The organism is Micrococcaceae bacterium Sec5.1, from assembly GCA_039636795.1.
Taxonomy (GTDB): Bacteria; Actinomycetota; Actinomycetes; order Actinomycetales; family Micrococcaceae; genus Arthrobacter.
Map to the genome: position 1 here is coordinate 2,188,378 of CP143430.1, position 25,612 is coordinate 2,213,989.

The 25,612-nt window shown below is 62.4% G+C and carries 20 protein-coding genes and 2 pseudogenes; 14 read left to right on the forward strand and 8 right to left on the reverse strand.

All coding sequences use genetic code 11. The features are described 5' to 3' along the window. The first annotated feature begins 118 nt into the window (after positions 1-118). Complete coding sequence (locus VUN82_10140) at positions 119-1,693, forward strand: AMP-binding protein (GenBank protein XAS74149.1); 1,575 nt, start codon at positions 119-121, stop codon at positions 1,691-1,693. A gap of 105 nt (positions 1,694-1,798) precedes the next feature. Here VUN82_10140 and VUN82_10145 read toward each other — a convergent pair. From VUN82_10145 to VUN82_10155, 3 genes and pseudogenes are all read right to left on the reverse strand, one after another. After that, positions 1,799-2,862 (reverse strand): annotated as a pseudogene (locus tag VUN82_10145) (IS110 family transposase). 430 nt (positions 2,863-3,292) lie between these two features. Then, positions 3,293-3,766, reverse strand: a complete 474-nt coding sequence (locus tag VUN82_10150) for a hypothetical protein (GenBank protein ID XAS74150.1) — start codon at positions 3,764-3,766, stop codon at positions 3,293-3,295. A gap of 368 nt (positions 3,767-4,134) precedes the next feature. Next, positions 4,135-4,470, reverse strand: coding sequence for an enoyl-CoA hydratase-related protein (locus VUN82_10155; GenBank protein ID XAS74151.1), 336 nt, complete (start codon positions 4,468-4,470; stop codon positions 4,135-4,137). 76 nt (positions 4,471-4,546) lie between these two features. Here VUN82_10155 and VUN82_10160 point away from each other — a divergent pair, with 76 nt between their 5' ends. Next, complete coding sequence (locus tag VUN82_10160) at positions 4,547-5,710, forward strand: acyl-CoA dehydrogenase family protein (protein ID XAS74152.1); 1,164 nt, start codon at positions 4,547-4,549, stop codon at positions 5,708-5,710. A 76-nt stretch (positions 5,711-5,786) separates the two neighbouring features. Next, positions 5,787-6,017: a CoA transferase gene (locus VUN82_10165; GenBank protein ID XAS74153.1), complete on the forward strand. Its 231-nt coding sequence runs from the start codon at positions 5,787-5,789 to the stop codon at positions 6,015-6,017. 69 nt (positions 6,018-6,086) lie between these two features. Here VUN82_10165 and VUN82_10170 read toward each other — a convergent pair whose 3' ends face one another. After that, positions 6,087-7,694: a hypothetical protein gene (locus VUN82_10170; GenBank protein ID XAS74154.1), complete on the reverse strand. Its 1,608-nt coding sequence runs from the start codon at positions 7,692-7,694 to the stop codon at positions 6,087-6,089. A 191-nt stretch (positions 7,695-7,885) separates the two neighbouring features. Between VUN82_10170 and VUN82_10175 the strand changes: the two genes are divergently transcribed. After that, the gene (locus VUN82_10175; protein ID XAS74155.1) at positions 7,886-9,388 is read left to right on the forward strand and encodes an IS1182 family transposase; all 1,503 of its coding nucleotides are present in this window, start codon (positions 7,886-7,888) and stop codon (positions 9,386-9,388) included. Positions 9,389-9,617: 229 nt separating this feature from the next. On the opposite strand, the pseudogene VUN82_10180 reads toward VUN82_10175, so the two are convergent. Then, positions 9,618-9,876, reverse strand: a pseudogene (locus VUN82_10180) (hypothetical protein). Between the two features lie 1,022 nt (positions 9,877-10,898). Between VUN82_10180 and VUN82_10185 the strand changes: the two are divergent. Then, a complete protein-coding gene (locus VUN82_10185; protein ID XAS74156.1) occupies positions 10,899-11,600 on the forward strand; it encodes a TetR/AcrR family transcriptional regulator in 702 nt (233 codons plus the stop codon). Here VUN82_10185 and VUN82_10190 read toward each other — a convergent pair. Further along, positions 11,593-11,787, reverse strand: a complete 195-nt coding sequence (locus VUN82_10190) for a hypothetical protein (protein ID XAS74157.1) — start codon at positions 11,785-11,787, stop codon at positions 11,593-11,595. The two genes, VUN82_10185 and VUN82_10190, sit on opposite strands and share 8 nt — an antisense overlap. A gap of 100 nt (positions 11,788-11,887) precedes the next feature. Beyond that, positions 11,888-12,529, reverse strand: a complete 642-nt coding sequence (locus tag VUN82_10195; protein ID XAS74158.1) for a transposase — start codon at positions 12,527-12,529, stop codon at positions 11,888-11,890. A 1,313-nt stretch (positions 12,530-13,842) separates the two neighbouring features. Here VUN82_10195 and VUN82_10200 point away from each other — a divergent pair. The 7 genes from VUN82_10200 (at position 13,843) to VUN82_10230 (ending at position 23,227) form a co-directional block, all read left to right on the forward strand. Beyond that, positions 13,843-14,097 (forward strand): hypothetical protein, encoded by a 255-nt coding sequence (locus VUN82_10200; protein ID XAS74159.1) that lies wholly within the window; start codon positions 13,843-13,845, stop codon positions 14,095-14,097. A gap of 770 nt (positions 14,098-14,867) precedes the next feature. Beyond that, a complete protein-coding gene (locus tag VUN82_10205; GenBank protein XAS74160.1) occupies positions 14,868-15,644 on the forward strand; it encodes an electron transfer flavoprotein subunit beta/FixA family protein in 777 nt (258 codons plus the stop codon). A gap of 11 nt (positions 15,645-15,655) precedes the next feature. Beyond that, the gene (locus tag VUN82_10210) at positions 15,656-16,639 is read left to right on the forward strand and encodes an electron transfer flavoprotein subunit alpha/FixB family protein (GenBank protein ID XAS74161.1); all 984 of its coding nucleotides are present in this window, start codon (positions 15,656-15,658) and stop codon (positions 16,637-16,639) included. 273 nt (positions 16,640-16,912) lie between these two features. Then, positions 16,913-18,148, forward strand: a complete 1,236-nt coding sequence (locus VUN82_10215) for a cytochrome b/b6 domain-containing protein (GenBank protein XAS74162.1) — start codon at positions 16,913-16,915, stop codon at positions 18,146-18,148. Between the two features lie 234 nt (positions 18,149-18,382). Then, positions 18,383-19,939, forward strand: a complete 1,557-nt coding sequence (locus VUN82_10220; protein XAS74163.1) for a Re/Si-specific NAD(P)(+) transhydrogenase subunit alpha — start codon at positions 18,383-18,385, stop codon at positions 19,937-19,939. After that, complete coding sequence (gene pntB, locus VUN82_10225; protein ID XAS74164.1) at positions 19,936-21,414, forward strand: Re/Si-specific NAD(P)(+) transhydrogenase subunit beta; 1,479 nt, start codon at positions 19,936-19,938, stop codon at positions 21,412-21,414. Before VUN82_10220 ends, pntB begins: the two co-directional genes overlap by 4 nt. 1,036 nt (positions 21,415-22,450) lie before the next feature. Continuing rightward, positions 22,451-23,227 (forward strand): enoyl-CoA hydratase, encoded by a 777-nt coding sequence (locus VUN82_10230; GenBank protein XAS74165.1) that lies wholly within the window; start codon positions 22,451-22,453, stop codon positions 23,225-23,227. 33 nt (positions 23,228-23,260) lie between these two features. Here VUN82_10230 and VUN82_10235 read toward each other — a convergent pair whose 3' ends face one another. After that, on the reverse strand, positions 23,261-23,512 hold the full coding sequence (locus VUN82_10235) for an aspartate 1-decarboxylase (protein XAS74166.1): 252 nt from the start codon (positions 23,510-23,512) through the stop codon (positions 23,261-23,263). A 13-nt stretch (positions 23,513-23,525) separates the two neighbouring features. Here VUN82_10235 and VUN82_10240 point away from each other — a divergent pair, with 13 nt between their 5' ends. Together VUN82_10240 and VUN82_10245 are read left to right on the forward strand one after the other, a co-directional pair. Then, the gene (locus VUN82_10240; GenBank protein ID XAS74167.1) at positions 23,526-24,284 is read left to right on the forward strand and encodes an SDR family NAD(P)-dependent oxidoreductase; all 759 of its coding nucleotides are present in this window, start codon (positions 23,526-23,528) and stop codon (positions 24,282-24,284) included. 23 nt (positions 24,285-24,307) lie between these two features. Next, complete coding sequence (locus VUN82_10245) at positions 24,308-25,507, forward strand: acetyl-CoA C-acetyltransferase (GenBank protein ID XAS74168.1); 1,200 nt, start codon at positions 24,308-24,310, stop codon at positions 25,505-25,507. Positions 25,508-25,612: the final 105 nt, after the last annotated feature.

The following is a 25,612-nucleotide window of genomic DNA, read 5'->3' on the forward strand; positions in this document are numbered from 1 at the left end:
GTCGACAAAAACACACCAGGCCCAGCGGAGGTCCGCATCATGCCCCGTCCAGTTCCATTACGGAGTCGCCGGAAGTGACGTGCGGGTTGAATGCCACAAGATCGAAAGGAATTAATCCGTGCATCTTCGAGAATTAGTCTCCCTGCCCGCGTTGGCGTGCCAGAGGGCCGAAACCCACGCCGACGAGGTAGCCCTGACCGTTATCGAGGGACGGAAAACACTGACGTGGGAAACCCTCTATAGTAGGTCGCGGGCGTGGGCGAGCATGTTGCATCGACTTGGGGTCCGCAAGGGCGATGTAGTGGCCACGATGCTTGCCGCAGGGGATGAGGCAGCGATCTCGTGGACCGGAACGGCGGAAATCGGAGCCATCGAGGCACCAATCAACCACGCATTCACGGGTGACTGGCTCCTAAGGGCACTCGAAACGACTAGGCCAAAACTTGCCGTGATTGACAAGAGATTTGCTGAGTCGTGGGAGCCGATCGTGCGCGAACTCGGCCTCCGCGTGCTCACCACGGCCGATTCTGCTCTCACGGGATTTATGCGCGTCGACGATCTGCTCGCAGACTCGAACAATGAAGCTCCCTCCGTTGACGGCCGTCTGGACGACCCGGCATGCATCATTCTTACTTCTGGAACCACTGGCCGCTCCAAGGGAGTTATCGTGCCATGGGGCAGATGCCTCGGCACCGTCAGACTTGGCGAGAATATGGACCCTGACGCAACCGGCGTGTATTACAACCCATTTCCCCCCTTCCATTGGTCTGCACGAGGACCGATTTACCGCGCCGCAAATCGCGGTACGGCAATGGTCTCTCGCGAACGCTTCAGAACATCCACCTGGCTCGATGACATACGGGACTTTGGATGTACTGACACTCTGGTGATCGGCGCGATGGTGAGCTTTCTCATGAATTCACCGGAGCGGGAAGACGACGCCGACAATCCGCTTCGCGTATGCACCGGCGGGCCGCTGGCAGTGAATATTGAGAACTTCGCCGCAAGATTTGGGATTGATCGGGTAGTAGCCACCTACGGAATGTCGGAAATTGTCAATGTCTTTATGACCCCGCCTGGCGAGACCGTCACCGTCCGCACCCACCAATCGGTGGGCAAGGAAAGCGGATTCCCCGTCAGGATTGTCAAGGACGGTGGAGCGATCAGTGACATCGGTGAGGTCGGCGAACTGCAAGTGGGTGGTGATCGATCTTCCCTGAATCTTGGATACATCAACAATCCAGAAGCCACGCAGGATGCGTGGACTCCTGACGGATGGTTTAAGACGGGGGATCTCTTTCGCCGCGACGAAGACGGCTACTACTACTTCGTGGATCGGCTCAAAGACTCCCTGCGTCGGCGCGGTGAGAACATCTCTTCGGCCGAAGTGGAGGCAGTCGCCCTTCAACACCCTCTGATTCAGAGTTGCGCTGTCATCGCGGTGCCTTCGGAATTCTCCGAAGATGAGGTGATGATCTTCGCCGTGCCGGAGGATGAGTCCGATCTCGCCCCTGAGGAACTGCTGGACTTCATGCGCAATAAAATCCCAGGGTTCGCCTTGCCTCGTTTCGTAGAGTTCGTTACGGAACTCCCGCACACCCCGACGATGAAGATCCAAAAGGTAGAGCTACGGGATCGCGGGCGGGGACCAGCAACGTGGGATGGATTGCAGAAGGCGTTTGTCGGCGGCTAGCCCTGGGTTTTCATGGGGGTGAAGCCAGGCGGGGTGTTTAAGCGACCAAAGATGATTCTGAGGCCAGTTTAGCGGTCGGCTCTTCTATGAAGCTTCTATATCTCGTCAACCCCCAATTTCGCTGCTGGCGGCCGTGTTGAGGTGGCGGAAGAGGTGTCGGGCGAGGTAGCGCTTGATGGAGCGGCGGATCTCTCGGTCGGTCTTGCCTTCTGCGCGGCGCCTGTCGGCGTAAGCGCGGGTTTGGGGGTGGTGGACCATCCTGACCATGGCGATGACGTTCAGTGCGCGGTTGAGGCGCCTGTCGCCGCCGCGGTTGAGCCGGTGCCGAGTGGTGTTACCAGAGGAAGCCGGGACGGGGTTCACTCCGGCGAGAGCGGCGAACGCGGCCTCGTCCCTGACTCGTCCGGGATGGGACCAGGCGACCAGGACGGTGGCTGCGGTGACCGGCCCGATCCCGGTCTCTTCGATCAGGGCCGCAGCGGGGCTGGCCTCGACGAGCTCGCCCGTCCGGTTCGTGTTGTCCGTGATCTCGGCGTCAAGGGCGAGGATCCTCTTGGCCAGCCGGACGTGCGGGCGGTCGCGGCGGCTAGGTCCTCCTCCCGCGGGCGCCAGCGGGAGATCTCCCCGATCTTCCTGGCGCCGAGGGGATGCCGTGCGTCGATGCCGAGGTCGGCGATGCGCACGAGGGCGGTCAGGGCGTTCACGGCCTTGGTCCGTTCCTGGGTGAGCTCATCCCGGGCGGTGAGGAGGATCTGGGCTGCCGCCCGGATCACTTCATCCATCCGCGGGGTGCGCAGCGGCTCATCCTCGAGGGGCAGCACGGCTGCGGCGATGCGCCGGGCATCGATCGGGTCGGACTTGCCGATGCCGCGGCGCCCTGCCCTGCCCATCCGGGCTGCTTCGACCGCCCGGTAGCCGGCAAGTCCGGTCTGGCGGGCGAGCTGAGCTCCGCAGCTGCCGATGCCCTCGATGACCCACAGGGCGCCGAGGTCTCCGCCAGTGCGGCGTGCCGCCCAGGCGAGCGCGCGGGTCCTGCCGGTATGGGTGTTGGGGAAGGCCTCGGTTCCCAGGTGCTCGCCGTTGGAGGTCAGCACCGCGTAGGTGTGGGTCCTGGCGTGGGTGTCCACGCCGATGACGAATGAATGCGTGTGGGCGACAGTGGTGCTCATGCGATCACGGTTCCTTTCCATGCGACAGCGTTCCCGGTCGCTGCGGACCGGCGCCGTGCCCGGGAGAGGTCACTTCGAGGCAGAACTGTGATGGGCCACGATCCCTGGGGGTCGGGCAGGCTTCTTATCAGGCCACGGAGGTGGGCCGGGCTGGCGCCGGCCGCCCACCACGGTCGGACAGTTCATAGGCAAGGCACCCAAGGGGGCCAGTTCTGTCATGAGCCACAACCGCGGCGAGGCGACCAATACAAACCTGTCAGCCGGTCCCGGACCAGCCATGTAAAGACTCACAGTCTGTCAAGCCGCGTTCGTCGCATCTACCGTGCCGCGCTGAGCGTGCGGTAGATGCGACGGGCCAGATAGCGTTTGTTACCACGACGAATTTCCGACACATCGCTTTTCCACGTACTGGCGGTTTCGCCGCCACGAGTCATCCTGACGATGGCGACCATGCGGCGAGGCACTTTGCAGCGCTGTTGGCCCTGAACCCCCTCACGTCCAGTAACGGCGAGACCTCGCTGACCTTCACCAGATCGGCCAGCTGGTTCTCGTCGGCCGTGAGTTGCTCACCGAGCGCTAGTACATGTTTGGCCAGCCGCGGGGTCTCGACACGGGCGATGGGGAGGGAAAGCTCTTCCTCCCGGGAACGCCACTTTGAGACTTCCGTGATCTGGGCGTCTGAGCTTCTGGCGGGGGTCAATGCCCAAGTCGTTGCCAGGCACCAGTGCTTTGAGCGCGTACCGACCGTGTCCGGTCCTTTGCTCATGGATCCCCGCGCCGTGACAAGGATCGGCACGCCCTGGCGGACTCCGTCATAAGGCATGGGTCGGCCCAGCTTGTCCACGGACAGGGGCGCCACGGCCAAGGCGATCCGGTGGGCGAACAAGGCATCGGACTTGCCCACGCCACGGCCCTTCTTGGCATCTGTGCGCGGCGCCTCGGCGACTGGGAATCCGCGGGTCGCCCCTGCCTCAGCGTTGGGGCGGCGTGCAGCACTTGATGGCCCGGTTGATTCCGGCTGGCGGCGGTGGGGAATGACTGCGTATCCAGTAGTGCGCGGTTGGTCGCGTCGAGGATGGCATAGACAGGGTTTCGGGTGTGCGTGTCGACATACATGACCAATGGATGTGCGTGCGCGACGATAGATCATTCGTACCTTCCTCTTCACGGATGTCGTCATGGCCGTCAACGGCCGGCACCAGTCCGGGTAGAGGTCACCAAAAGGACATCACTGTGATGGGCACACCCCGCAAGGGGTGGGCAATGTTCTGATCAAGCTAACGAGGTGGGCCGGACGCGCGCCGACCGGACCGCCCCGACGGAGGGACAAGTCGACGAATGACGCCTGGGGTCAGTGGCAATATGGGTCACGTCCACGGGAGTGGAACCGCCGATATCTATCTTGCCAGCCAGGACCGTGCGGTCCATGCCCGCACAAAAGTTGGATCCCTCTGTTGCGAGTACCCCGACATGGAGGCCCCGATCTTCATCGAGTCTTACGTGTGCCGCGAGGAGCTCGTCGACGAGTTCGCGATTGATTGTGTCGCGTTGGCCTGGGCGATTCATCGTCATCACGAGAACAAGGTCGATGACCGCGGTGTTCAGCATCCCATGCTTACTCCTCGAAAACCGGGTAGTATTACGAGACGATGTAAGTCCATAAATAGCTTCGATGGGATGTTCAATGTCTGCGATTTTTCGATCAATCTACTCCCAGGATCATGAGGACTTCAGGGAGGTAGTCCAAGCGTTCGTCGCCAAGACGGTGGATCCAAACGCCGAGGCGTGGGAATCGGCTGGAATCATAGACAGGAGCTTCTGGCTGGACGCCGGGCGAGCGGGAATTCTCGGAATGTCGGTGCCTGAAGAGTTCGGCGGCGGCGGCGTAGACGACCCACGCTTCGCCATGATCGTTCAGGAAGAGCTCGCAAAATGTGGACACGCTTCAGTCGCTGTTGCGGTCTCCATGCAGAACGAGGTGGTGCTGCCTTATCTGCTGGAACTGGGGACCCAGGAGCAGCATGCAAAGTGGCTTCCTGGTGTCTGTGCCGGTGAAGTAGTACTTGGAGTGGCGATAACTGAGCCAGGAACCGGTTCTGACATGTCCGCGATCAAGAGTTCCTACCGACGCAATGGCGAAGATTTCGTGCTCAATGGTTCGAAGACCTTTGTTTCCAACGGTATCCACGCCGATTTACTGGTCGTCGCCGCTCGACGTGCGGACGGTACATCGGACCGTGAGTTCAGTTTGCTGGTCGTGGAGAGGGGTATGGAAGGATTCGAACGCGGTCGAAACTTGGACAAGGTTGGTCTCCACGCCCAGGACACCGCTGAGCTCAGTTTCACTGATGTCCGGGTTCCGTTTGGAAACCTCCTTGGCACGGAGGGACAGGGATTTCGTCACCTTCGTCGCTTCCTCGTCAATGAACGCCTGGCAACTGCGCTCGGTGCTGTGAATCACGCCGAACAATATCTGGAATGGACACTTGAGTATTGCAAGCAGCGCCACGCTTTCGGTGCACCGCTTGCGGCTCTGCAAAACACACGGTTCGTGCTCAGTGAATTGTCGACGGAAGTTTCGATCGCGCGGGTCTTCGTTGACAATTGCGTAGAGCTGAGTCTCTCGGGGCGTTTGACCGAGGCCCGCGCCGCCATGGCGAAGTGGTGGTGCACGGAGTTGCGGAACAAGGTGGCCGACAGAGGTGTGCAGTTGCATGGCGGCTACGGTTACATGCTTGAGTATCCGATTGGGCGAGGGTTCATCGACTCCCGCGTCGAGACCATCTACGCGGGAACCACAGAGATCATGAAGGAGGTTGTGGCTCGCGACCTGATTGGACGACTGTGAAAGGCACATGGAGTGGCCCTCTGGCGGGCCTACAGGTGCTTGAACTTGCTAGCATGGGCCCGGTCCTCACGCCGCAATGATATTGGCGGATGTGGGAGCTGAAGTAATAGGGATTAGGCCGGCAACGGATACAGACGACGCTCCAAGAGACCCAGCGCTTGGCGGCAGGAGGGTGACCAGTGCCAACCTCAAGGATGCAGAGGACGTCCGAGCGGTTCGTGAGCTTGCACGTCACGCGGACGTGCTGCTCGAGGGTTTCGACCGGAGATGCCGAGCGGCTGGGTATCGACCCTGCCGAATTGACTGATTTACGCCCGGATGCGCGTCGGGCCCTAGCGTTCCTTGGTGGTCAGAACTTTGATGTTTGTGTTGAGTTTTAGGCAGCGTTTTTCATTCGGGCGTCCTCGATGTAGTTGTTGAGGTGGTGGTCGATGGTTGCCAGGGCCTGGCGCAGTGGTGGCGGGGCCGGGGCTTCGTCGGCGGCCAGGAGGGGGCGCAGGAGTCGGTTGTGGACCTTGGTGTAGAACAGGGCGACACGCAGCCCGTCGGCGGTCATGCTGTAGGTGTTGCTGTGCGGCCGGCGTTTGATGAGTCCGTTGCGGTGCAGGCGCCCGAGGTCGTAGCTCATTTGATTGGCGCTGTATCCGGTGCCCAGCAGATGGTTCACCCGGGCACGAAGGCTCCGGTGGGTGAATCCGAGGGCGGTGAGGTTGACGCACAAAGCGCCGAGCAGGGCCATGACCCGGGGGTCACCGAACCGCAAGGCCGGAGCCCTCTTCCCGTCCGCGGCAAGCGTGGGGAGCGCGACCCGCTCAAAGGCTGGGCTCGCAAGGACACAACCCTGCCCGACACGTTCAGTATCGAGCAGCCTGCTGTTGATGTCACGGGCTTTGGTCTGCAGTTCACCGAGATGTTCCAGTCGGCGGTGGCAGCGTAGGTCATCGGGCGAGTTCACGACGGTTTCGATGCGGAGGGCACGGCCGTCCTTGAGGTATTGCTTGACGCGGGAGTGTTTGTAGAACGCGTTGACGGTGACATCGGTATCCCGGGTGACGATTTTTGTCTTGCAGAGTCCGGGGTCGGTCGGGTGCCCGCGTCGGCTGTGGGGCGCATGCCCGGTGAAGATCAGTTCGACGCTGTCGGGCCGGCCGATATCGAGATTGTCCGCCACGAGAGCCTCGAAGAAGGCCCGGGCGCGGCGGGGCGCGTCAAAGACCAGGGTGCGGGAGATCTCGACTTGGCGCACGGACAGCTCCCACCAGTACCCGGCGTCCGCATCGTGATCGGTCAGCGGCAACGGGAGCACCGCGAGCCAGCGTTGGAAGAAGACTTCGATGAGGCCCGGGCCGAGACGGTCACAGATCTCCTGCAGTGCCGTTGGATCCTGGCAGCTGGCGAACCCGTTGGAGAGCGCCGTGAATTCGATCCCGGCCTGCACGGCCTGGCGTTTGGCCCATTCATGCCCGTTGATCCAGACCTTGACCGGATACGGGAAGTACGCGCAGATCTTGATGAACGCCGGACCGAAATCTGTATCCCAGAGATAAAAGTAGAAGCACGTCACCCGCCGGTCTGCCTTACGGAAGCCAAAGCACGGGATTCCGTTCGTGCCTTGGCGCTGGGTGGAGGCAAAGACATTCTGGTACTCCTGGGCCACCCCGATCGCGACGACCCCGGAGCGGCCAAGCCTTTCCTGCGCGAGCATATAGCGGCGCATCACATCGATCTTCCGGTCCTCTTTGGCGAACCGGATCAACGGGATGTGATTCGCCTCGGCGAAGGAAGTCACCGAGCGGCGAAAGGCTGTCCCGATCTTTTCAAGGATCGCCGGAGAAGGGATCCGATAGCCCAGATGCCTGGTCATGAAAGAGACGACCTGGCCGCTGACCTGCAGGCTAGGGACGTAGCCGTTGAGATAAATGCGGTCCAGGCACTGAATATCCAGAGCCACGTGGCCTTCGAGAACCTCATTGACATTCACCACCACAATCACCACATTCCTCAATCACCCCCGACACCACCAGAATGCACCGCGACGGACCGGGCGTCATCAGCGGCAGCCAACCGCCCACCTCGGCGGTCAGAGGCGAAGCCTCACTGGGAGACTGCTGAACTAATCGGCGGTTGTGGGGCGCGTCGGCTGGACTGGTGGGCCTGGTGGTTAAGACTGGTCTTATGCAGGGACGCGAGGACGCGCAACGCGGGTATTTGGATGTGGAGGCGCTGGCCGGAGAGTTGTTGGCTCCGGGCAGCGTCTTTGCTTTTCTGGCCAGGCATCGGGGGCGGTTGTTTCCGGATTCGATGATGGAGGATCTCTTTCCGTCGCGGCGCGGCCGGCCGTCGGTTCCGGCGCCGGTGATCGGCTCGGTGCTGGTGTTGCAGGCGTTGCAGGGGCTCTCTGACCGGGAAACGGCCGAGGCCTTGAGGTACGATCTGCGTTGGAAAGCCGCGTGCGGATACGGGCTGACGGATACCGCGTTCCACCCGAGCACGCTGACGTACTGGCGGCGGCGCCTGGCCGGGTCGGGGAACCCGCACCGGATCATGGAGGCCATCGCCGAGGTCGTGGCGGAAACCGGAATCCTGAAGGGCAAGCGCCGGCGGGCTGCGGATTCAACAGTCCTGGACGACGCGGTCGCGAGGCAGGACACCATCACGCAGCTGATCGCCGGGATCCGCCGCTTCGGCCGTGACGTCCCTGCCGGTCAGGACCTGCTGGCCGCCCACGCAAACGGGTATGACTGCACGCGAACCGGCAAACCGGATATCGCGTGGGATGACCCGGCTGCCCGGGACGGCCTGGTTTCGGCGCTTGTCACCGACGCGCTGGCGCTGTTGGCCGCGGTCGATCCCGAGGCCTTGGACGGCAAAGCCGCCGATGCGTACGCGCTGCTGGCACTGGTCGCGGGGCAGGACGTGGAACCGGCCGAGGATTCGGACGGCACGGACGGGCGGTGGCGTATCGCCCGGAAGGTCGCACCGGACCGGGTGATCTCCACCGTGGATCCGGACACCCGGCACGCGCACAAGACCCAGTCCCGCCAGCAGGACGGGTTCAAGGCTCATATTGTCATCGAGCCCGATACTGGGCTGGTCACCGCCGGTGAGCTGACCAAGGCTTCCGGACCGGAGAACAGCGACGGAGCCGTCGGTGCCCGCCTGATCGGCGCGGATCCCACGATCGCCGGCGCCAGCGTGGACGTCCTGGCCGACTCGGCCTACGGTTCCGGGGAGATGCTCGCCGCTCTAGCCGGCACCGGCCATACCCCGGTGATCAAACCCTGGCCGCTGCGCCCGGCAGTTGAAGGCGGGTTCACCCTCGATGATTTCACCGTCGATGAAGCAGCCGGCACCGTGACCTGCCCGAACGGTCTCACCAGAACCATCACCGCCAAACGGCGGGTCACGTTCGGTGCCGCCTGCACCGACTGCCCACTCCGGCACCGGTGCACCAGCGCAGCCCGGGGACGCCAAATAGAACTTCACGAACACGACGCGTTGCAGCGCGAGCACCGTCAACGCGCCGCGGACCCGGCCTTCCGGGACGCTTACCGCAGGCACCGGCCCATGGTCGAGCGGTCCATCGCCTGGCTCCAACTGCGGATCGCCGGACTGAACCTCCGACGCCTCCTCGCCCTCGGACTCACAGAGAACCAAGGAGCATGGGCGCTGCGATAATCCACCGGCAGGACCTGACCCATCCGTAAAAAATCGCTGGATGACGCTCCAGATCCGAGGCAGAATGAACGCAAGCGGGCGGAACGACCCCGTTGTCGCACCCAAGGGTGCTGACCAGAACACGCCGCTAGACGGCCATTGGTGGCGTTCCGCCCGCCCCACCAACCCCCTTATTCAGCAGTCTCCTAGCTCGTAGTCGAAGGGAACCCGGGTCCTTGGGTCGCAGGCAGTGTTCATCGCATATGGCTGGACTGCCGGGTCGTGCCCGGTCGTGGCGGGCGAATTCGACGGGCCCGGCGGCGCCGTGGTAGACGATGATGACCTGCTCGCCGGTCCGGTGCCGTGGCTGGGCACGAACAGGCGGGCTCGGAGCAGGTGGGATGGGGCGGAGTACTGGGCGTTTTCGAAGGTGACCATCGGGTGTTCTCCAGAACACTGCAGGCCAGCCCGACCGCGACCGTGTGGGCGCTAACTGGGATCCGGTGCAACAGCCGTACCTCTGACGCGCGCAGGCTCCGCCCAACAGCATCAGCAGCGCCATAGCCCGATCTCGGACGCTCAGTAGATCCGCGATAAACACGGCCACTAGGGCAGGGTCCAGCGCGAACGGCAGCGCCTTGGCCTCCCGAACCAGTTTTCCACGCCGTGTTCCCAGTTCCTGGCAAGGCGGGCGAGCAAGCCAAGGCGGGCGGCGCGGAAACCGGACGGGTGCAGTGCCGCCGGCCGATTCACCAGGACACCCAGGCCTGAACTCAGGCGTGAGAACATGTGCCGCCACCGTTGCCCGGCGAACAATGCACGTCGCCGTCCTCGACGCCCAGAACAAACCGCTCCAGGTTGCCGTGGCCGAGCAGACGTGGATGCGCTCTACTCCGCGCTGGGGCATCCGTGCGCGTGCACCAACGGTCATCGGAACAAGACATGGAGTTGTTCATGTCAGGGTCTCTTTAGGCGTTGGTTTGCTTGATCGCTACCAATTGAAAGAGGCCTCGACTTCTTTCTCGCCACACCGACGACAGCCAACGCCACGCCGGTAGCCTCGGACCGCCCTAGCGCTCATCTATGAAGGGCCTGTTGGGTCAGCCCCCAGTGGAGTGCTCAGTATGTGAGTTCATGTACTCGGACCGGATCTTCTGCTTCAGGAGCTTGCCTGTAGGTTCACGCGCCAGATCCGATACGAAGTCACTGGGTCGCGGACACTTCGCACCTGCCAAACTTTCCCGGCAGTAAGTGATGAGACGGACCACCGTAATGCGATACTCTCGCGGGCGGAACGGACAAGCATTGACACCATGATGCCGCATGTCTCGCGCGCAGAGAGCGAGCGACTGGTGCAGGTCCCATAGGATATTAAGATACGTATACTGTACCCATATCCATATCCAGGCAACCAGTAAGGCGGACCCGGAAGTGTGATACAGCCGTTATAGATCAATTCGCCCCGATAATTCTTGGCGGGGCGTGCAACTTGGGTGGGGCAGCAGACCCGTCACGAAGAAAGCGAGGTGCCATGGCTGACTCGGCAGGGACGAAACGAGGCCGCCCACGCGACCCTGAAATCGATGATCGCCTGATGGCGGCCGCCGTCGCGATCTTTGCAAACCACGGTTGGGCGGGCTTCAGCATTGAACAAGTGGCGAAGGTAGCGCGAGTCGGCAAGGGCTCGGTGTACCTGCGCTGGAGATCTGCTTCTGAACTTCTCAAAGAAGCTCTTCAGACCAAACTGCGTTTCGTCGATGACCCAGACACCGGAGATGTGCGACGTGACCTTCTTCGCTTGGCCGAACAGTTAGCCGAAACCTACGCGGGCGACAACGGGAGGGCTTTCCTGCGGATCTACATTGAGGGCGAGTCGATTCCCGGTTTCACAGAGTACTGGGAGTTTCAGCAGGAGCAGATGAGGGTGGCTCGCACCATGCTCCGCCGCGGGCAGGAGCGCGGGGAGATTTCAATGCACGTTAGGGTAACAACCATTCTGGACGCTCTTTCCGGCGGGATTTTGGTGCACTCGCTCACTGCTCCCGCAACGGTACTACAATCGAGTCTTGCCACCCAGGGCCTGCTTGAAGAACTCGTGGACTTAGTATTGTCCCAGGCAAAGGCCACACATAAAGACCCGCCTGGGCGCGGGCAGAATCGCCCTGCCCCGGCAAGTGCGCCGCGACCAAAGCGTCCACTGAACGCTTTAAGTGAGATGGGGTCCGTCAGCTGAGGTCCGGGTCAAGCCTGGGCACAAACGACTGTACGTCCTCGGTCTGATGGACCCGGATGTCTCCGGAAATGATCAGGTCAGAGGCGCCAACATTGAAGTAATAGCCGGCGAAGCGCTCGTAAAGCTTCGCACAGGAACCCGTTCTCAGACTCGTCGATCCGTAGCCCTGCCCGCTCAAGGGCGTCAAGCAACTCCCGGTCACGCTCTGTACACAGACCGTGAATAACCTTTGTGGGCCGTGGGTGACCGCCCGGAGGTGTTAGTCCGGTGTTAGGCGGGCTGGGTGGTCAGGCGGCTGGGTCGATGATGACGGTGTGGCCGAGACGTTCGAGTTGGGCGATCAGGCGGCGGGTGTTGGCCTGCTCGTGCCGCTGATGCAACCACTCTGGCCCGAGGTCATGGTAGGGTTCGTTGCGTTCAAGCATGTAGTAGACGCTCACGAGGATTGAGTGTGCGGCTGCGATCTGAGCCCGTTTGGCGCCACGCTGGGAAGCGATCCGGGACTGTTGCGCGGACAGGTAGGTGTTTTTGCTGCGTGACGCTGATCCTGCTGCCTCGACCAGCATTGAAGTGAGCCACTTGTTTCCGTGTCTGGCCCCGGCCGGGCTGCGGTGCCCTGCGGACTCGTGGATTGCCGGCGCCACACCAGCCCAAGCGGCCAGGTGCGCCGCCGATGGGAACTTGGACATGTCAGCGCCTATTTCGGCGATGTTGACCTGCGCGACTTTTAGCCCTACTCCGGGGATCGTCTGCAGTAGCTCGATCTGGTGGGCCCACGGCCGCGAGGCGGCCTCGATGGTCTGATCCAGTGTCGCCAGGGCTTCCTCGACGCGGTCCAGGCGACCGAGCATCGTTGCTGCCAGCCGGGCATGATCGGCGTCGAAGTGACCTGTCAGTGCCTCGATCACGTCGGGAATCTTGGACCGCATCTTTCCCTTGGCCAGTTTGTGCGAGTACCTGCGGATCGGCCTCGCCTGCTACCAACGCCGCGAGCATGGCCCGTGCGGAGACGGTGGTCACCGACGATGCGACTGAAGAGACCTTGATGCTGGCATCTTCGAGCATCGTCTCCAATCGGCCCGTGTCCCTGGTCCGATCGCCCATCAGCTGCACCCGGTAACGCGTTAGCAAGCGAAGGCGGCGGATCGGTGGCGGCGGCACGAACGAGGGCCGGACGAGACCATGCTCAAGCAGTTGGGCGATCCACTCTGCGTCTTTGACATCGGTCTTGCGACCGGGCACGGCCTTCATGTGTGCGGCGTTGAGCAGCCAGCATTCCATCCGCTCTTCCAGAGCGTAAAACACTGGCTTCCAGTACGTGCTGGTCGATTCCATTGCCGCCAGAGTCACACGCTGCTCGACCAGCCAATCCCTCATCAGCTCCACTGAGCGCGTCATCGTCCGATACGTGCCCGTCTCGCTGTGACGACCACCGCGTGCCCCGGGGGTGCGCACGCACACTGTCACAGACTTCATTCCGATGTCCAACCCTGCAATGCGCGTGAACATCACGGCCATCAGAATCACCCATTCTTTTGCGAGGACCGATAATCGGCGCCGCTTGGAGGATCCTGTGATCAGGACACAGACCCACGTGCTCTACGGCAACAATCAGGCACACCCAAGAATCCCGCGTCATACACTTTTACGGGCTCGCCCGCACCAGTGTGTAGCGACGCCGCCAAGCGGCACCCCAATTCTCATCCCTCGGCACGCGGAAGGCACTTCCGCACCCCTTTACACTTTTCCGATTTGACGCGACGCATCCTTCAGCAACGGATGGATGAAACCCGCCATACTCACGAAGTCTGCTTGCTCGAGGGGCGTCCCGTCGAAGTAAGCAGGCGGATAAACCAACTCAGTGGTCTCCAACTTCACAACTGTTACGGGATTTCGCTGCAGCATTCCGACTTTGGCGCCACTAAGGTGCAGTTCGCGTACCGTGTCATGGCCGCTCGTCCACACCCCGACTACCAATACGGGCTTACCGGCGCGGTCACGGCCGGTGCAGGCGTTGCAGGGCCTCTCTGACCGGGAAACCGCCGAGGCTCTGACTAAGATCTGTGCTGGAAGGCCGCGTGCGGATACGGGTTGACTGATACCGCGTTCTACCCGAGCACGCTGGCGTATTGGCGGAGGCGTCTGGCCGGATCGGGAAACCCGCACCGAATCATTAAAGCCATGGTCGCGAGGCAGGACTCGATCACACAACTGATCGGGGCGATCCGCCACTTCGGCTGTGATGTCCCTGACGGCCCAGGGTTGGACCACCCACGCTAAAGAATATGACTACACACGTACCGGCAGACCGGACATCGACTGGGACGAACAGGATGCCAAGGACGGGCTGGTTTCGGCGCTGGTCACCGCCGCGGAGTTGACCAAGGCATCGGCACCGGAGAACAGCGACGGAGCCGTTCACACGAGGGATCAGATCAGTCTGTTCTCCGGTTTTCTCAACCATTCAAAACGCGGCACCCGATGGGCAAAACCATGACGAGAACTCTTGCGCGGTACCTCTGTTGTTCGGACCTCATCGTCGACCCACTCACGCGGGTCCGTATAACTGAGTGACAAGCAGTACCCAGTTGAAAGCTCCCACTGGTTTCGAGACCGTGTGCTAGTAAAGGGGGTTAGTCGCTACCTGCTTAACGGACCGTGTAGTAACATACCGACGTTATGTGCTCAATAATAGCTGAGCTAGAGAGCAAGCTTGCGTGGGCCTGCGCGGAGCGTGCAGAGCCAGACGACGAGAGTGCGGCAGCGGCATCCGCGTGAAGCAGCCGGCTAAGTTTTCGTTGCTCCGACTTTTCGGTGCCCAAGAAGCCGCGGAGACGTGGAGTCTTTTGGGCGGCCAGCGGACGCACTCTATCATCGGATGACCTCGACCGCCTATCCGCCACCGACCAGCCAACCCTGAACGCACGTAGCCGGGAAGAGTTCAAGAGCCCCTGCTTGCAAGTTTATTGACGGATACCGTCAGTAAGTGATAGGCTGCCGGAACGGGCCCTATATGACACGAAGACTCTGGTGGCAATCTGGGCGTCGACCCGAAGGCGAATCATGAAGGCATCAATTTGCGAACCTCTCTGGAATCGACGTACCTGTTGTGGCTTTTTCGCACCGCAGGGACGTGGTAGCCGAGGTCAGCAAGGCCGGCGGGTGTGGCGTCCTGCGCGCTGCGCTGATGACCGAGGAGTCCGTGCGGCTCCGCATCAATACATTGCGACAGCCGTCGCGAAGAAGAAGGCGGCGAGAGGAGATGTCATGAAGATCATCGTTTTGGTGAAGGAGGTCCCCGACACTTATGGGGATCGGAAGCTCGACCTCGAGACGGGGCTAGCAGATCGTGCGGCAGGCGAGGTCGTGCTGGACGAGATCGGCGAACGCTCGCTTGAGGTAGCTCTCAAATTCGCGGACACGAACGCCGGCACCGAGGTTGTGGTGCTTTCGATGGCGCCGGAGAGCGCCGCAGGGACGTTGCGCAAGGGCCTCGCAATGGGAGCGACATCTGCTGTGCAGGTTGCCGATGACGCACTCCGCGGGGCGGATCTTGGGCTGACCGCGGAGGTACTCGCCGCCGCGATCCAGCGCACGGGGTTCGACCTCGTGATCGCGGGCAACCTGTCCACCGATGGCACCGGGGGCGTGCTGGCGGCGATGGTCGCGGAATTGCTCGGTGTCCCGCACGCGACGTCGCTGACCTCGATTGAGATCGGCGCGGGTGTCGTGACCGGCGTTCGGGCAGTGGAGAATGGCACGATGCAGGTGAGCGCTTCGTTGCCTGCCGTGGTGTCGGTCACTGAGGCTCTGCCCGATGCGCGGTTCCCGAACTTCAAGGGGATTATGGCGGCGAAGAAGAAGCCGTTGGAGATTCTGTCCCTGGCAGACCTGGCTGTCGATCCCGATGCCCCCGAGTTTGGGCGATCGATCGTCATCGCGGTCGCGGAGAAGCAGGCCCGCGCCGCAGGCGTGAAGATTGTCGATGAGGGCGATGCGGGCGACAAGCTCGCCGAGTTCCTCCTGCAGAACCGACTGGTGTAAGGAGCACAACCATGGCTGAATACGAAGCGGATTCCATCCTTGTCCTTGTCGAGCTCACGCCCTTGGGCGGACTCGCGGGCAGTGCGGCAGGCCTAATCGGCGCCGCCGCACGGGTCGGCACTCCTGTCGCACTGGTAGTGACCGCGCCCGGCGCGGGTGCCGCCGCGGCGGATGCCGCGGGCGCGCTAGGCGCCTTGAATGTGGTCGTTGCCGAGACGGCGGATCCGGGCATCCTGACAATGCCCGTGGTCGATGCGCTGGTCGCCGCCGCAGACACCGTGCGCCCCGACGCAGTGCTGATATCGAACTCGATCGCCGGCCGGGATGCCGCGGGCGCGTTTGCTGCACGCAACCGATCCGGGCTGGCGGTCGACGCGGTCGATATCTCCCGGGATGCAGAAGGCATCGTCGCTCACCACTCGGTCTACGGCGGCGCCTACAACGTTGACTCCGCCGTTACCTCGGGTGCGCCGGTAATCACGGTGCGGCAGGGTTCCATCGACGCGCGCGCCGAGGCGCGTGTGCCCACGGTCACGACACTGCCGGTGACCGCATCGGGCAAGCCCGCGGCATCCATCGTGTCGTTCGACGAGGTTGTCCAGACATCGAGCCGTCCGGAGCTGCGGGGAGCCGCGAAGGTCGTCTCAGGCGGGCGCGGCCTCGGTTCCGAGGAGAAGTTCGTTCTCGTCGAGCAGCTCGCAGACGCCCTTGGTGCGGCCGTCGGTGCCTCACGCGCTGCCGTCGACGCCGGTTACATCCCCCAGTCGCATCAAGTTGGGCAGACTGGCGTTTCCGTGGCACCGCAGTTGTATGTGGCTCTGGGGATTTCCGGGGCGATCCAACACCGTGCGGGCATGCAGACGGCGAAGACAATTGTCGCTATCAACAAGGACGCGGATGCCCCGATCTTCGAGATTGCAGACTTTGGTGTCGTCGGCGACGTGTTCACGGTTGTGCCGCAGTTGATGGCTGCCCTTGACGCTAAGAAGGTGTAGCGGGAGATGGCGACGTATGTGCGGTCGATACGGCAGGGGCTCCCGCGCTGGCCCGGCGGTGATGCCTGGCCACCCCCCGGGGATGCGCCGGTCGCGGCTATCGAACCCATTGAAATGGCACCGGAGGTGCCGGTTGCAACCGCCGCTCCCGCCTCGGGTAGTCGACCAATTCGTCGCGGATTGCCGCGGGTTCCTTTCGGTGAACCGTGGCCGCCTGCCAGCGAAATAGCCCTGCCCGCCGCTGCATCCGTCCCCGCGGCGACGACTTCCGTCGTGTCCGCAGGGCAGGCCACTGCGACCCCGGCTGGCGTAGGTTCCGATCGTCCACTTCGTCGCGGCTTGCCGCGCGTGAAGGGCAGCGAGCCGTTGCCGGCTGCGGAGTCGGCGCCCGCGAGCATGGCTACCGAATCCGGGGGAGTGGCACCGGCGGTATGGGAGGAAACCGTAGCCGCTGCGGAGGCATCCGTATCCGCTCCCACTGCCGTCGATGCTGCGGCACAGCCGGTGCGCACTCAGCCGGCACGCTCCACCACTTCTGCTCGCCCGACCCGGCCGGCGACCCGCCCAGCACCGACGCAGTTGCCCGCACGGGAGCGCAGACAGTTTGGCTCCTACACGCGCAAGCAGTTGCTCGGATTGGCTATTATCGGAGCGTTCGCCCTACTCGGCGCCGCTACGGTCGTGGTGGTCGCCGCGACATGGTTCCGGAACCTTCCGTTCATGCAGGACTTCCTCATCGCATATCCCGGCGAATACCACCTACCTGAGGGGGCCACTCCCGGATTCCCGGCATGGGTACAGTGGCAGCACTTCTTCAACGTCTTCCTGATGGTGCTGATCATCCGCTCAGGGCTCCAGGTGCGCAACGATAAGCGGCCGGGGGCTTTTTGGACACCGAAGTGGTCAAAGGACGGCAAGGGCAAGATCAGCCTGACGCTATGGTTGCACCAGTCGCTAGACATCGTATGGCTGCTCAATGGCGCCATCTTTGTTCTGTTGCTGTTCGTGACAGGGCACTGGATGCGAATCTTGCCGACAAGTTGGGACGTTTTCCCCAACGCCCTCTCGGCACTACTGCAGTACATGTCGTTGAACTGGCCAACAGAGAACGGCTGGGTGAACTACAACAGCCTGCAACAGCTCATGTACTTCCTCACGGTCTTCGTTGCTGCGCCCCTCGCTGCCATCACCGGGGTGCGGATGTCGGAGCTGTGGCCAAAGAGCACGAAGACATTGAACAGGGTTTACCCCGTCGAGTGGGCACGTGCGGTCCACTTCCCAGTGATGTTGTACTTCACAGTGTTCATCATTGTGCATGTCGCACTTGTATTCGCGACTGGCGCACTGCGGAACCTGAACCACCTGTACGGCGGTACAGACGTCGTCAACTGGGCCGGGTTCTGGATCTTCTTCGTCTCGCTGCTCATCATCGTCGGCGGATGGATCGCGGCCCGCCCCTTAGTACTCGCACCAATCGCGAAGCTTTCCGGCAGGGTCACGGGACGCTGATCATCCGTCTCAGAGCGTATGAGCTTCAAGAACCCTCAGAGTTTCAATTTCATCGCTGGCGCTGAGTCGGGCGATTGCAAGGCGGGAACGGACGGACGGTTTTCCCGAGCCGATGCCAGCGAAAGTCAGCGCGTCAGTGTTTGTTTACAAGTTCTTTGAAGAAATGAATCGATATCTGGCCGAGTCGGCAGCTGAAGTCGGCCATGGCCGGTTGTTGAATGAAAGAGAGTGAACGTGACACGTATTGGCATTGTGGCCGAGTTGGGTCATGAGACGAGGGTGGCGGCGACGCCCAACACGGCGAAGCAGTTGTTGGGGTTGGGCTATGAGGTTGTGGTCGAGAAGGGCGCGGGGGAGGCGGCATCCTTCCGTGATGAGGCTTATGCCGAAGCGGGCGCCCTGATTGTGGGCGCCGATGAGGCGTGGGGCAGTGAGGTTGTACTGCGGATTAATCCGCCCACGGGTGAAGAGATTGGACGGCTAGCGGAGGGCGCGACGCTGATCGGAACGCTGAGCCCTGGCCTGAGGCCGGAGTTGGTGGAGGCGCTGGCTTCGCGTCCTGTCACGGCGTTGGCGTTGGATGCAGTGCCGAGGATTTCGCGGGCACAATCCATGGACGTGCTGAGCTCGATGGCGAACATTGCCGGGTACCGGGCGGTGATTGAAGCAGCCCACGAGTTTGGTCGGTTCTTCACCGGGCAGGTCACTGCTGCGGGAAAGGTCCCGCCGGCGAAGGTCCTGGTGGCCGGTGCCGGTGTTGCCGGCCTGGCCGCGATCGGTGCCGCGTCCAGCCTGGGAGCGATCGTGCGGGCGACCGATCCGCGCCCCGAGGTTGCCGATCAGGTGAAGTCCATCGGGGGGACCTACCTCAAGGTCGAGGTGGGGGAGGTCATGGAGTCCTCGGACGGGTATGCCAAGGCCACCAGTGAGGCGTATAACGCCCGGGCCGCGGAGATTTACACGGAGCAGGCAGCCGATGTGGACATCATCATCACCACTGCCCTGATCCCGGGGCGTCCCGCCCCGAAGCTGCTCACCGCCGAGGACGTTGCCGCCATGAAACCGGGCAGCGTGATCGTGGACATGGCCGCGGGCCAGGGCGGGAACGTGGAAGGCTCCGTTGCCGGGGAACGGATCGTGACCGATAACGGGGTGGTGATCCTGGGCTACACGGATCTGCCGGCCCGCCTCCCGGCCCAGGCGTCCCAGCTGTACGGAACGAACCTTTTGAACCTGCTCAAGCTCCTCACCCCCGACAAGGACGGGGTCCTGCGGATCGATTTCGATGACGTGGTGCAGCGTTCGGTGACGGTGGTGCGGCAGGGTGAGAAGACCTGGCCGCCGCCCCCGGTCCAGGTCACCGCAGCACCGGTGGCGAAGACGGAAGCCGAAACGGCCGCCGACAGCACGGCACCGAAGAAGAAGCCGGGCCTGAGCCCGGCCGGCAAGGCAGGGCTGTTCGCCGCGGGCATCGCGGCGCTGTTCCTGATCAATACGGTGGCTCCGGCGCCGTTGCCGCAGCATTTCACCGTGCTGATGCTCTCGGTCGTGGTCGGCTTCTACGTCATCGGGAAAGTCCACCACGCGCTCCACACCCCGCTGATGTCCGTCACCAACGCGATCTCCGGGATCATCGTCGTCGGCGCCCTGCTGCAGGTCACCTCGGACAACATCATCATGCAGGTGCTCGCCGCCGTCGCGGTCCTGTTGGCGAGCATTAACATTTTCGGTGGCTTCGCCGTGACCCGGCGCATGCTCGCCATGTTCTCTGCCGGGAAGGCCCGTTCATGAATGCCGCCACCATCGCAGCAGCAGGAATTTTATCGAGGAGCCTTACTGTGTCTGACACTGTCTCCGGTCCGTTGACCGCCGACTCCATCGCAGGGGCCGCGTACACTGTCGCGGCCCTGCTGTTCATCCTCAGCCTCGCCGGGTTGAGCAAGCACGAGAAAGCCCGGGCAGGGGTCATCTACGGCATCACCGGGATGGTCATCGCCCTCGCGGCGACGATCTGGCTGACCCTCCAGGGCGCTTGGGGCACCGGCCACGGCCTGACCGGCCTGGGCCTGCTCGCCGGTGCGGTGCTCATTGGCGGGGCCGTCGGGCTCTGGCGCGCACGAGTCGTCGAGATGACCGGCATGCCCGAACTGATCGCACTGCTGCACAGCTTCGTGGGCCTCGCCGCGGTCCTGGTCGGCTGGAACGGCCACCTCCAAGCCCCCGCCCTATCCCCGGACCTGACAGCCATTCATCATGCCGAGGTCTTCATCGGCGTGTTCATCGGCGCGGTGACGTTCACCGGCTCGATCGTGGCGTTCCTGAAACTCTCGGCCCGCATGAAGTCCTCACCCCTGATGCTGCCGGGCAAGAACGCGATCAACCTCGGTGCCCTCGCCGCGTTCGTCGCGCTCACGGTCTGGTATGTCAACGACTCCCAGCTCTGGCTCCTCGTCGTCGTGACCGTACTGGCCTTGGGTCTGGGCTGGCACCTGGTAGCCTCGATCGGCGGCGGGGACATGCCCGTCGTTGTCTCGATGCTGAACAGCTACTCCGGCTGGGCCGCGGCCGCGGCGGGTTTCCTGCTGAACAACGACCTGCTGATCATCACCGGCGCCCTGGTCGGTTCCTCGGGCGCGTACCTGTCCTACATCATGTGCAAGGCCATGAACCGGTCCTTCATCTCCGTGATCGCCGGCGGGTTCGGCATCGCAGCCCCCGCCAGCAAGGGGGACACAGACCAGGGCGAACACCGGGAAATCACCGCCGAAGCCACAGCCGAGATGCTGACCAACGCCTCGTCCGTGGTCATCACCCCCGGCTACGGCATGGCCGTCGCCCAGGCCCAATACCCAGTCGCCGAACTCGCCCACCAGCTCCGCGAACGCGGCGTGAACGTCCGCTTCGGCATCCACCCGGTCGCTGGCCGGTTGCCCGGGCACATGAACGTCCTCCTTGCGGAAGCAAAAGTCCCCTACGACATCGTCCTGGAAATGGACGAAATCAACGACGACCTTGGCGACACCTCCGTGGTCCTGGTCATCGGCGCAAACGACACCGTCAACCCCGCCGCCGCCGAAGATCCCGGCAGTCCCATCGCCGGGATGCCCGTCCTCAAAGTTTGGGAAGCCGAGAACGTCATCGTCTTCAAACGCTCCATGGCCGCCGGCTACGCCGGCGTCCAAAACCCCCTCTTCTACCGGGAGAAGTCCCAGATGCTCTTCGGCGACGCCAAACAACGCGTCGAAGACATTCTCCGAGCGTTCTAACAGACAACAGCTCAGAAAGACGAGTGAAGACAATGCCCCGACGCCCAGTCCTTTCTAATAATCCTGCTAAAGAACCATTGCAATGCGCTGCACCAGTTGGGAATCCATGCCCAGGAAAAGTAGCGCCACCCCGAGAGTCCTTCGATATCGACGCCCTTGCGGCGTCGCCCTGGATCGGACTTCATTACAGGCACGAGTTCTTGCTCCACCACAGGCACGAACTGTTGGAGCAACCACCTTGAAGCAACCGAGGTTTCTCGGATGTAACGGTCACCAAACCCAGGACCAACGCTGGAACCTCGTTTTTCCGCTAACCTGCTTCTAAATCCCCTCACCAGGCTGCCTCAAGACGGAAGCTGAGAGGGCTGAACATAGAGACGGCAAAGCCAGCCTGGAGGAGCAGCACACCGGCTGTCAGCTAGGCTCGGACGCCAAGAACTGAGTGGAGCAGTGCGTTCGCTGCGACCTATCCCGCGGCACCCATAAAGCTGCGGTGGGGCACCCGATGGTCACCCGACCCATCAACAATCGCAACGTTTCAGATGCTTCACAGCGTCGTTAACGAAAGCACGGAACATCTGTACTGAGCGCGCGTCCAGACCATGGCGACCTTAATCGTCACGCCTGCCTGTTTGTCCCCCTATTTTCCGCACTTTCCCGAAAGGTATCCTACGAGTCCTGATAGCCGGATTCCCGTGAGTCTAGGCGGTGCGCGCACTCCGTTTGAACACGTTTCCGTGGCGGCCTTGCCCCGCTGTCCGCGAGCGACCTCGGTTCCTGTGCCATCCGCGCCGCCCTGAAACGTGCCGGATCGCTCCAGAGCAGACCGACGCCGCGATTGTTGGGCAGGTCTACTAGGCGCCGAACTAACCAGAGCGGTCGCGAATCCGATCCACTGACTGTAGACAACCATGACGCATTCCATGGTGGTCGGCCCCGCAACCATTCCCGGGAACCAACACCCACTTCCGCGACAGGCCGGGGCAAGGTGGCACACCCGACAAGCGAACAAGGAATTCAAAACAAGGAGTCAGGCATGACCGAGTACAACAACATTCTCGTAGAACAGCGCGGAAGAGTGGGCCTGATAACGCTGAATAGGCCCGAGGCGCTGAACGCGCTGAACAAGGCGGTGATGGACGATCTTGTGGATGCGGCCAAGGCCATGGACTCTGACCCTGGATTGGGCGCCGTCGTGCTCACCGGTTCGGGCAAGGCGTTCGCCGCCGGCGCCGATATCAAGGAGATGGCTGCCCAAGGCTACATGGAGATGTATGACGCCGACTGGTTCCGCGGCTGGGAAGACCTCACGCGACTGCGCATTCCAACCGTTGCTGCCGTGTCCGGCTTCGCGCTAGGTGGGGGATGCGAGCTGGCCATGATGTGCGACCTCATTATTGCCGGAGACAGCGCGAAATTCGGACAGCCTGAGATCAACCTGGGAGTCCTGCCCGGTATGGGCGGTTCCCAACGCCTTACCCGAGCCATAGGCAAAGCAAAGACTATGGATCTAATGCTTACTGGACGGTTCATAGGAGCAGAGGAAGCCGAGCGGGCAGGCTTGGTGTCCCGGGTCGTGCCAGCCGGAGACGTGCTGGAAGAGGCTCTGAAGGTTGCCCAATTGATTGCCTCCAAGTCCAAGCCTGTGGCAAGGTTGGCCAAAGAAGCGGTGAACGCAGCCTTTGAAACTGGGCTGGCGCAGGGCGTCCTATTGGAACGACGGATATTCCACTCCCTCTTCGCCACACACGATCAAAAGGAAGGCATGGCTGCATTCATTGAAAAGCGCCAGCCGGAGTTTATGCACCGCTGAGGTGCCTAACCTCAATATCTCGCCTGCTTGAGTTCACGCGAGCGCGAAGGGTGGCTTAAGAAGCCCAGAATCCGGGCCGGCTTCCGCGGGATCGTTGCCCAACTGAAAAATCTGGTTGTTCTCCAAGCCTGCCCCGTTTGTGACGTCGACAACGGCTACGAGTTCGCCGGGCAGGACGTCGGCAGCCTTAAGCAGGTCCAGATTCACAGTAACGGAGCCTACGTAGTGCAGGTCTGCGTGGGTGACTGCGGCCCGATGAATTTTCGATGTAAGTAGACGAATCATCTGAAGGAGCACAATGGAGTTGCATGGAATTACAGCCCTGGTCACCGGCGCCGCCTCCGGCCTTGGCGCTGCCACAGCCGCCGCTTTGGCGAAGAGGGGCGTTTCCGTCGTGGGAATCGACCTTGCTTCCTCGATTGTAAAGGCCACCGGGGTAGCAAACATCCGTTTCGTGGCAGCCGATGTCACTGACGAGGACGAGGTCCGCGGCGTCCTCACTGCGATCAGCAGCGGCCAGCCCCCGCTGCGGTTCGTGGTTAATTGTGCGGGCATTGCCCCTGCGGCCCGTGTCCTCTCTTCACGTGGCACACATGACCTTGGGCTCTTTCGCCGGACGATGGAGGTGAACCTCTTGGGCACTTTCAATGTCCTGCGGCTGTCTTCAGAGCTCATCGCCGAGCAGACTGCGGACGAGAACGGGCAGCGCGGAGTAATTATTAACACGGCATCAGTGGCTGCGTACGAGGGCCAGATTGGCCAGATCGCGTATGCGGCCTCCAAGGGCGGCGTGGTCGCAATGACGGTGCCGGCCGCCCGGGACCTGGCCCGGTCGGGGATCCGCGTCAACGCTATAGCGCCGGGGATTGTGGATACTCCCATGTTGGCTTCGTTGGGCACAGATGTGACCGAGGCCCTGGCGCGGAATATTCCCTTTCCCAAGCGCCTGGCACAGCCCGACGAGTATGCACAGCTCGTCATCATGATCGCCGAACATGACTACCTCAACGGCGAGACCATCCGCATGGACGGCGCCCTTCGAATGGCACCCCAGTGACGACGAAAGACTGGAGTATTAAAATGAATGAAACTGTCATCGTAGCCGGGGCACGTACGCCTGTTGGCAAACTCCTGGGGTCATTGTCTGGGCTCTCAGGTGTGGAGTTGGGTGCCATCGCCATTGAGGCTGCCCTTGAGCGCTCCCGGGTATCTCCTGACTCGGTTGATTACGTCATCATGGGGCAGGTACTCACCGCCGGCGCCGGCCAGATGCCAGCCAGGCAAGCCGCGGTCAAGGCCGGCATCAGCGGGCGTACACCGTCCCTGACCGTTAACAAGGTCTGTCTCTCCGGGATTCAGTCCATCATACTCGCGGACCAGTTCATCCGGTCGGGAGTGTTGCAGACGGTGGTCGCGGGCGGCCAGGAATCGATGAGTCAGGCCCCGCATTTACAGCTCGGTTCGCGGACCGGCCGTAAATATGGGGCTGTCACCATGGTGGACCACATGGAGTTCGATGGGCTCCATGACGCGTTTACTGACCAGTCGATGGGCCTGCTCACGGAGCAGTACAACGACGGGGAGCCGCTGAGCCGGCTTGAGCAGGACGCGTTTGCGGCCCGGTCCCACCGGCTTGCGGCAGCGGCAAGGGATGGGGGCCGGTTTGCTGATGAAATTGTCCCGGTCAAGGTGCCTCAGCGCAGCGGCGGGGTGCTGATTGTTGATTCTGACGAGGGGGTCCGTCCCGAAACGACAGTAGAGGTGCTGGGAAAACTGCGCCCGGCCTTCCGCTCAGACGGCACGGTGACAGCGGGAAATGCTTCGCCAATTTCCGACGGTGCATGCGCTTTAGTGCTCATGAGCAAGGAGCGTGCGGAAGCTGAAGGGATTCCCTGGCTGGCGGAAGTCGTTGCGGCCGGCATGGTCGCCGGACCGGACTCCACGCTGCAGTCCCAGCCAGCGAACGCCATCCGAGATGCCTGTGAGCGGGAAGGCATTCTTCCCACCGACCTGGACGTGGTGGAAATCAATGAGGCATTTGCGGCAGTCAGCCTCGCCTCCACGGCACAGCTGGGGATAGACCCGGACCGCGTAAACGTAAACGGCGGCTCCATAGCCCTCGGCCATCCCATCGGAATGTCCGGAGCACGCGTGGTGCTGCATTTGGTGATGGAACTGGCCAGGCGCGGCGGTGGAATCGGGGCGGCGGCGCTGTGCGGCGGTGGTGGGCAAGGCGACGCGCTTATTGTTCGTGTGCCACGGAAGAGCGAGAATCCCTAAAGGGATTCATTTTGTTGTGACACACCAGCCGCGGCTGCGGGATTGATCTGTCGCAGCCGCCCGCCTTAACGGTCCGTCGCAGTGGAAGGCGTGCTTGCTGGCTTT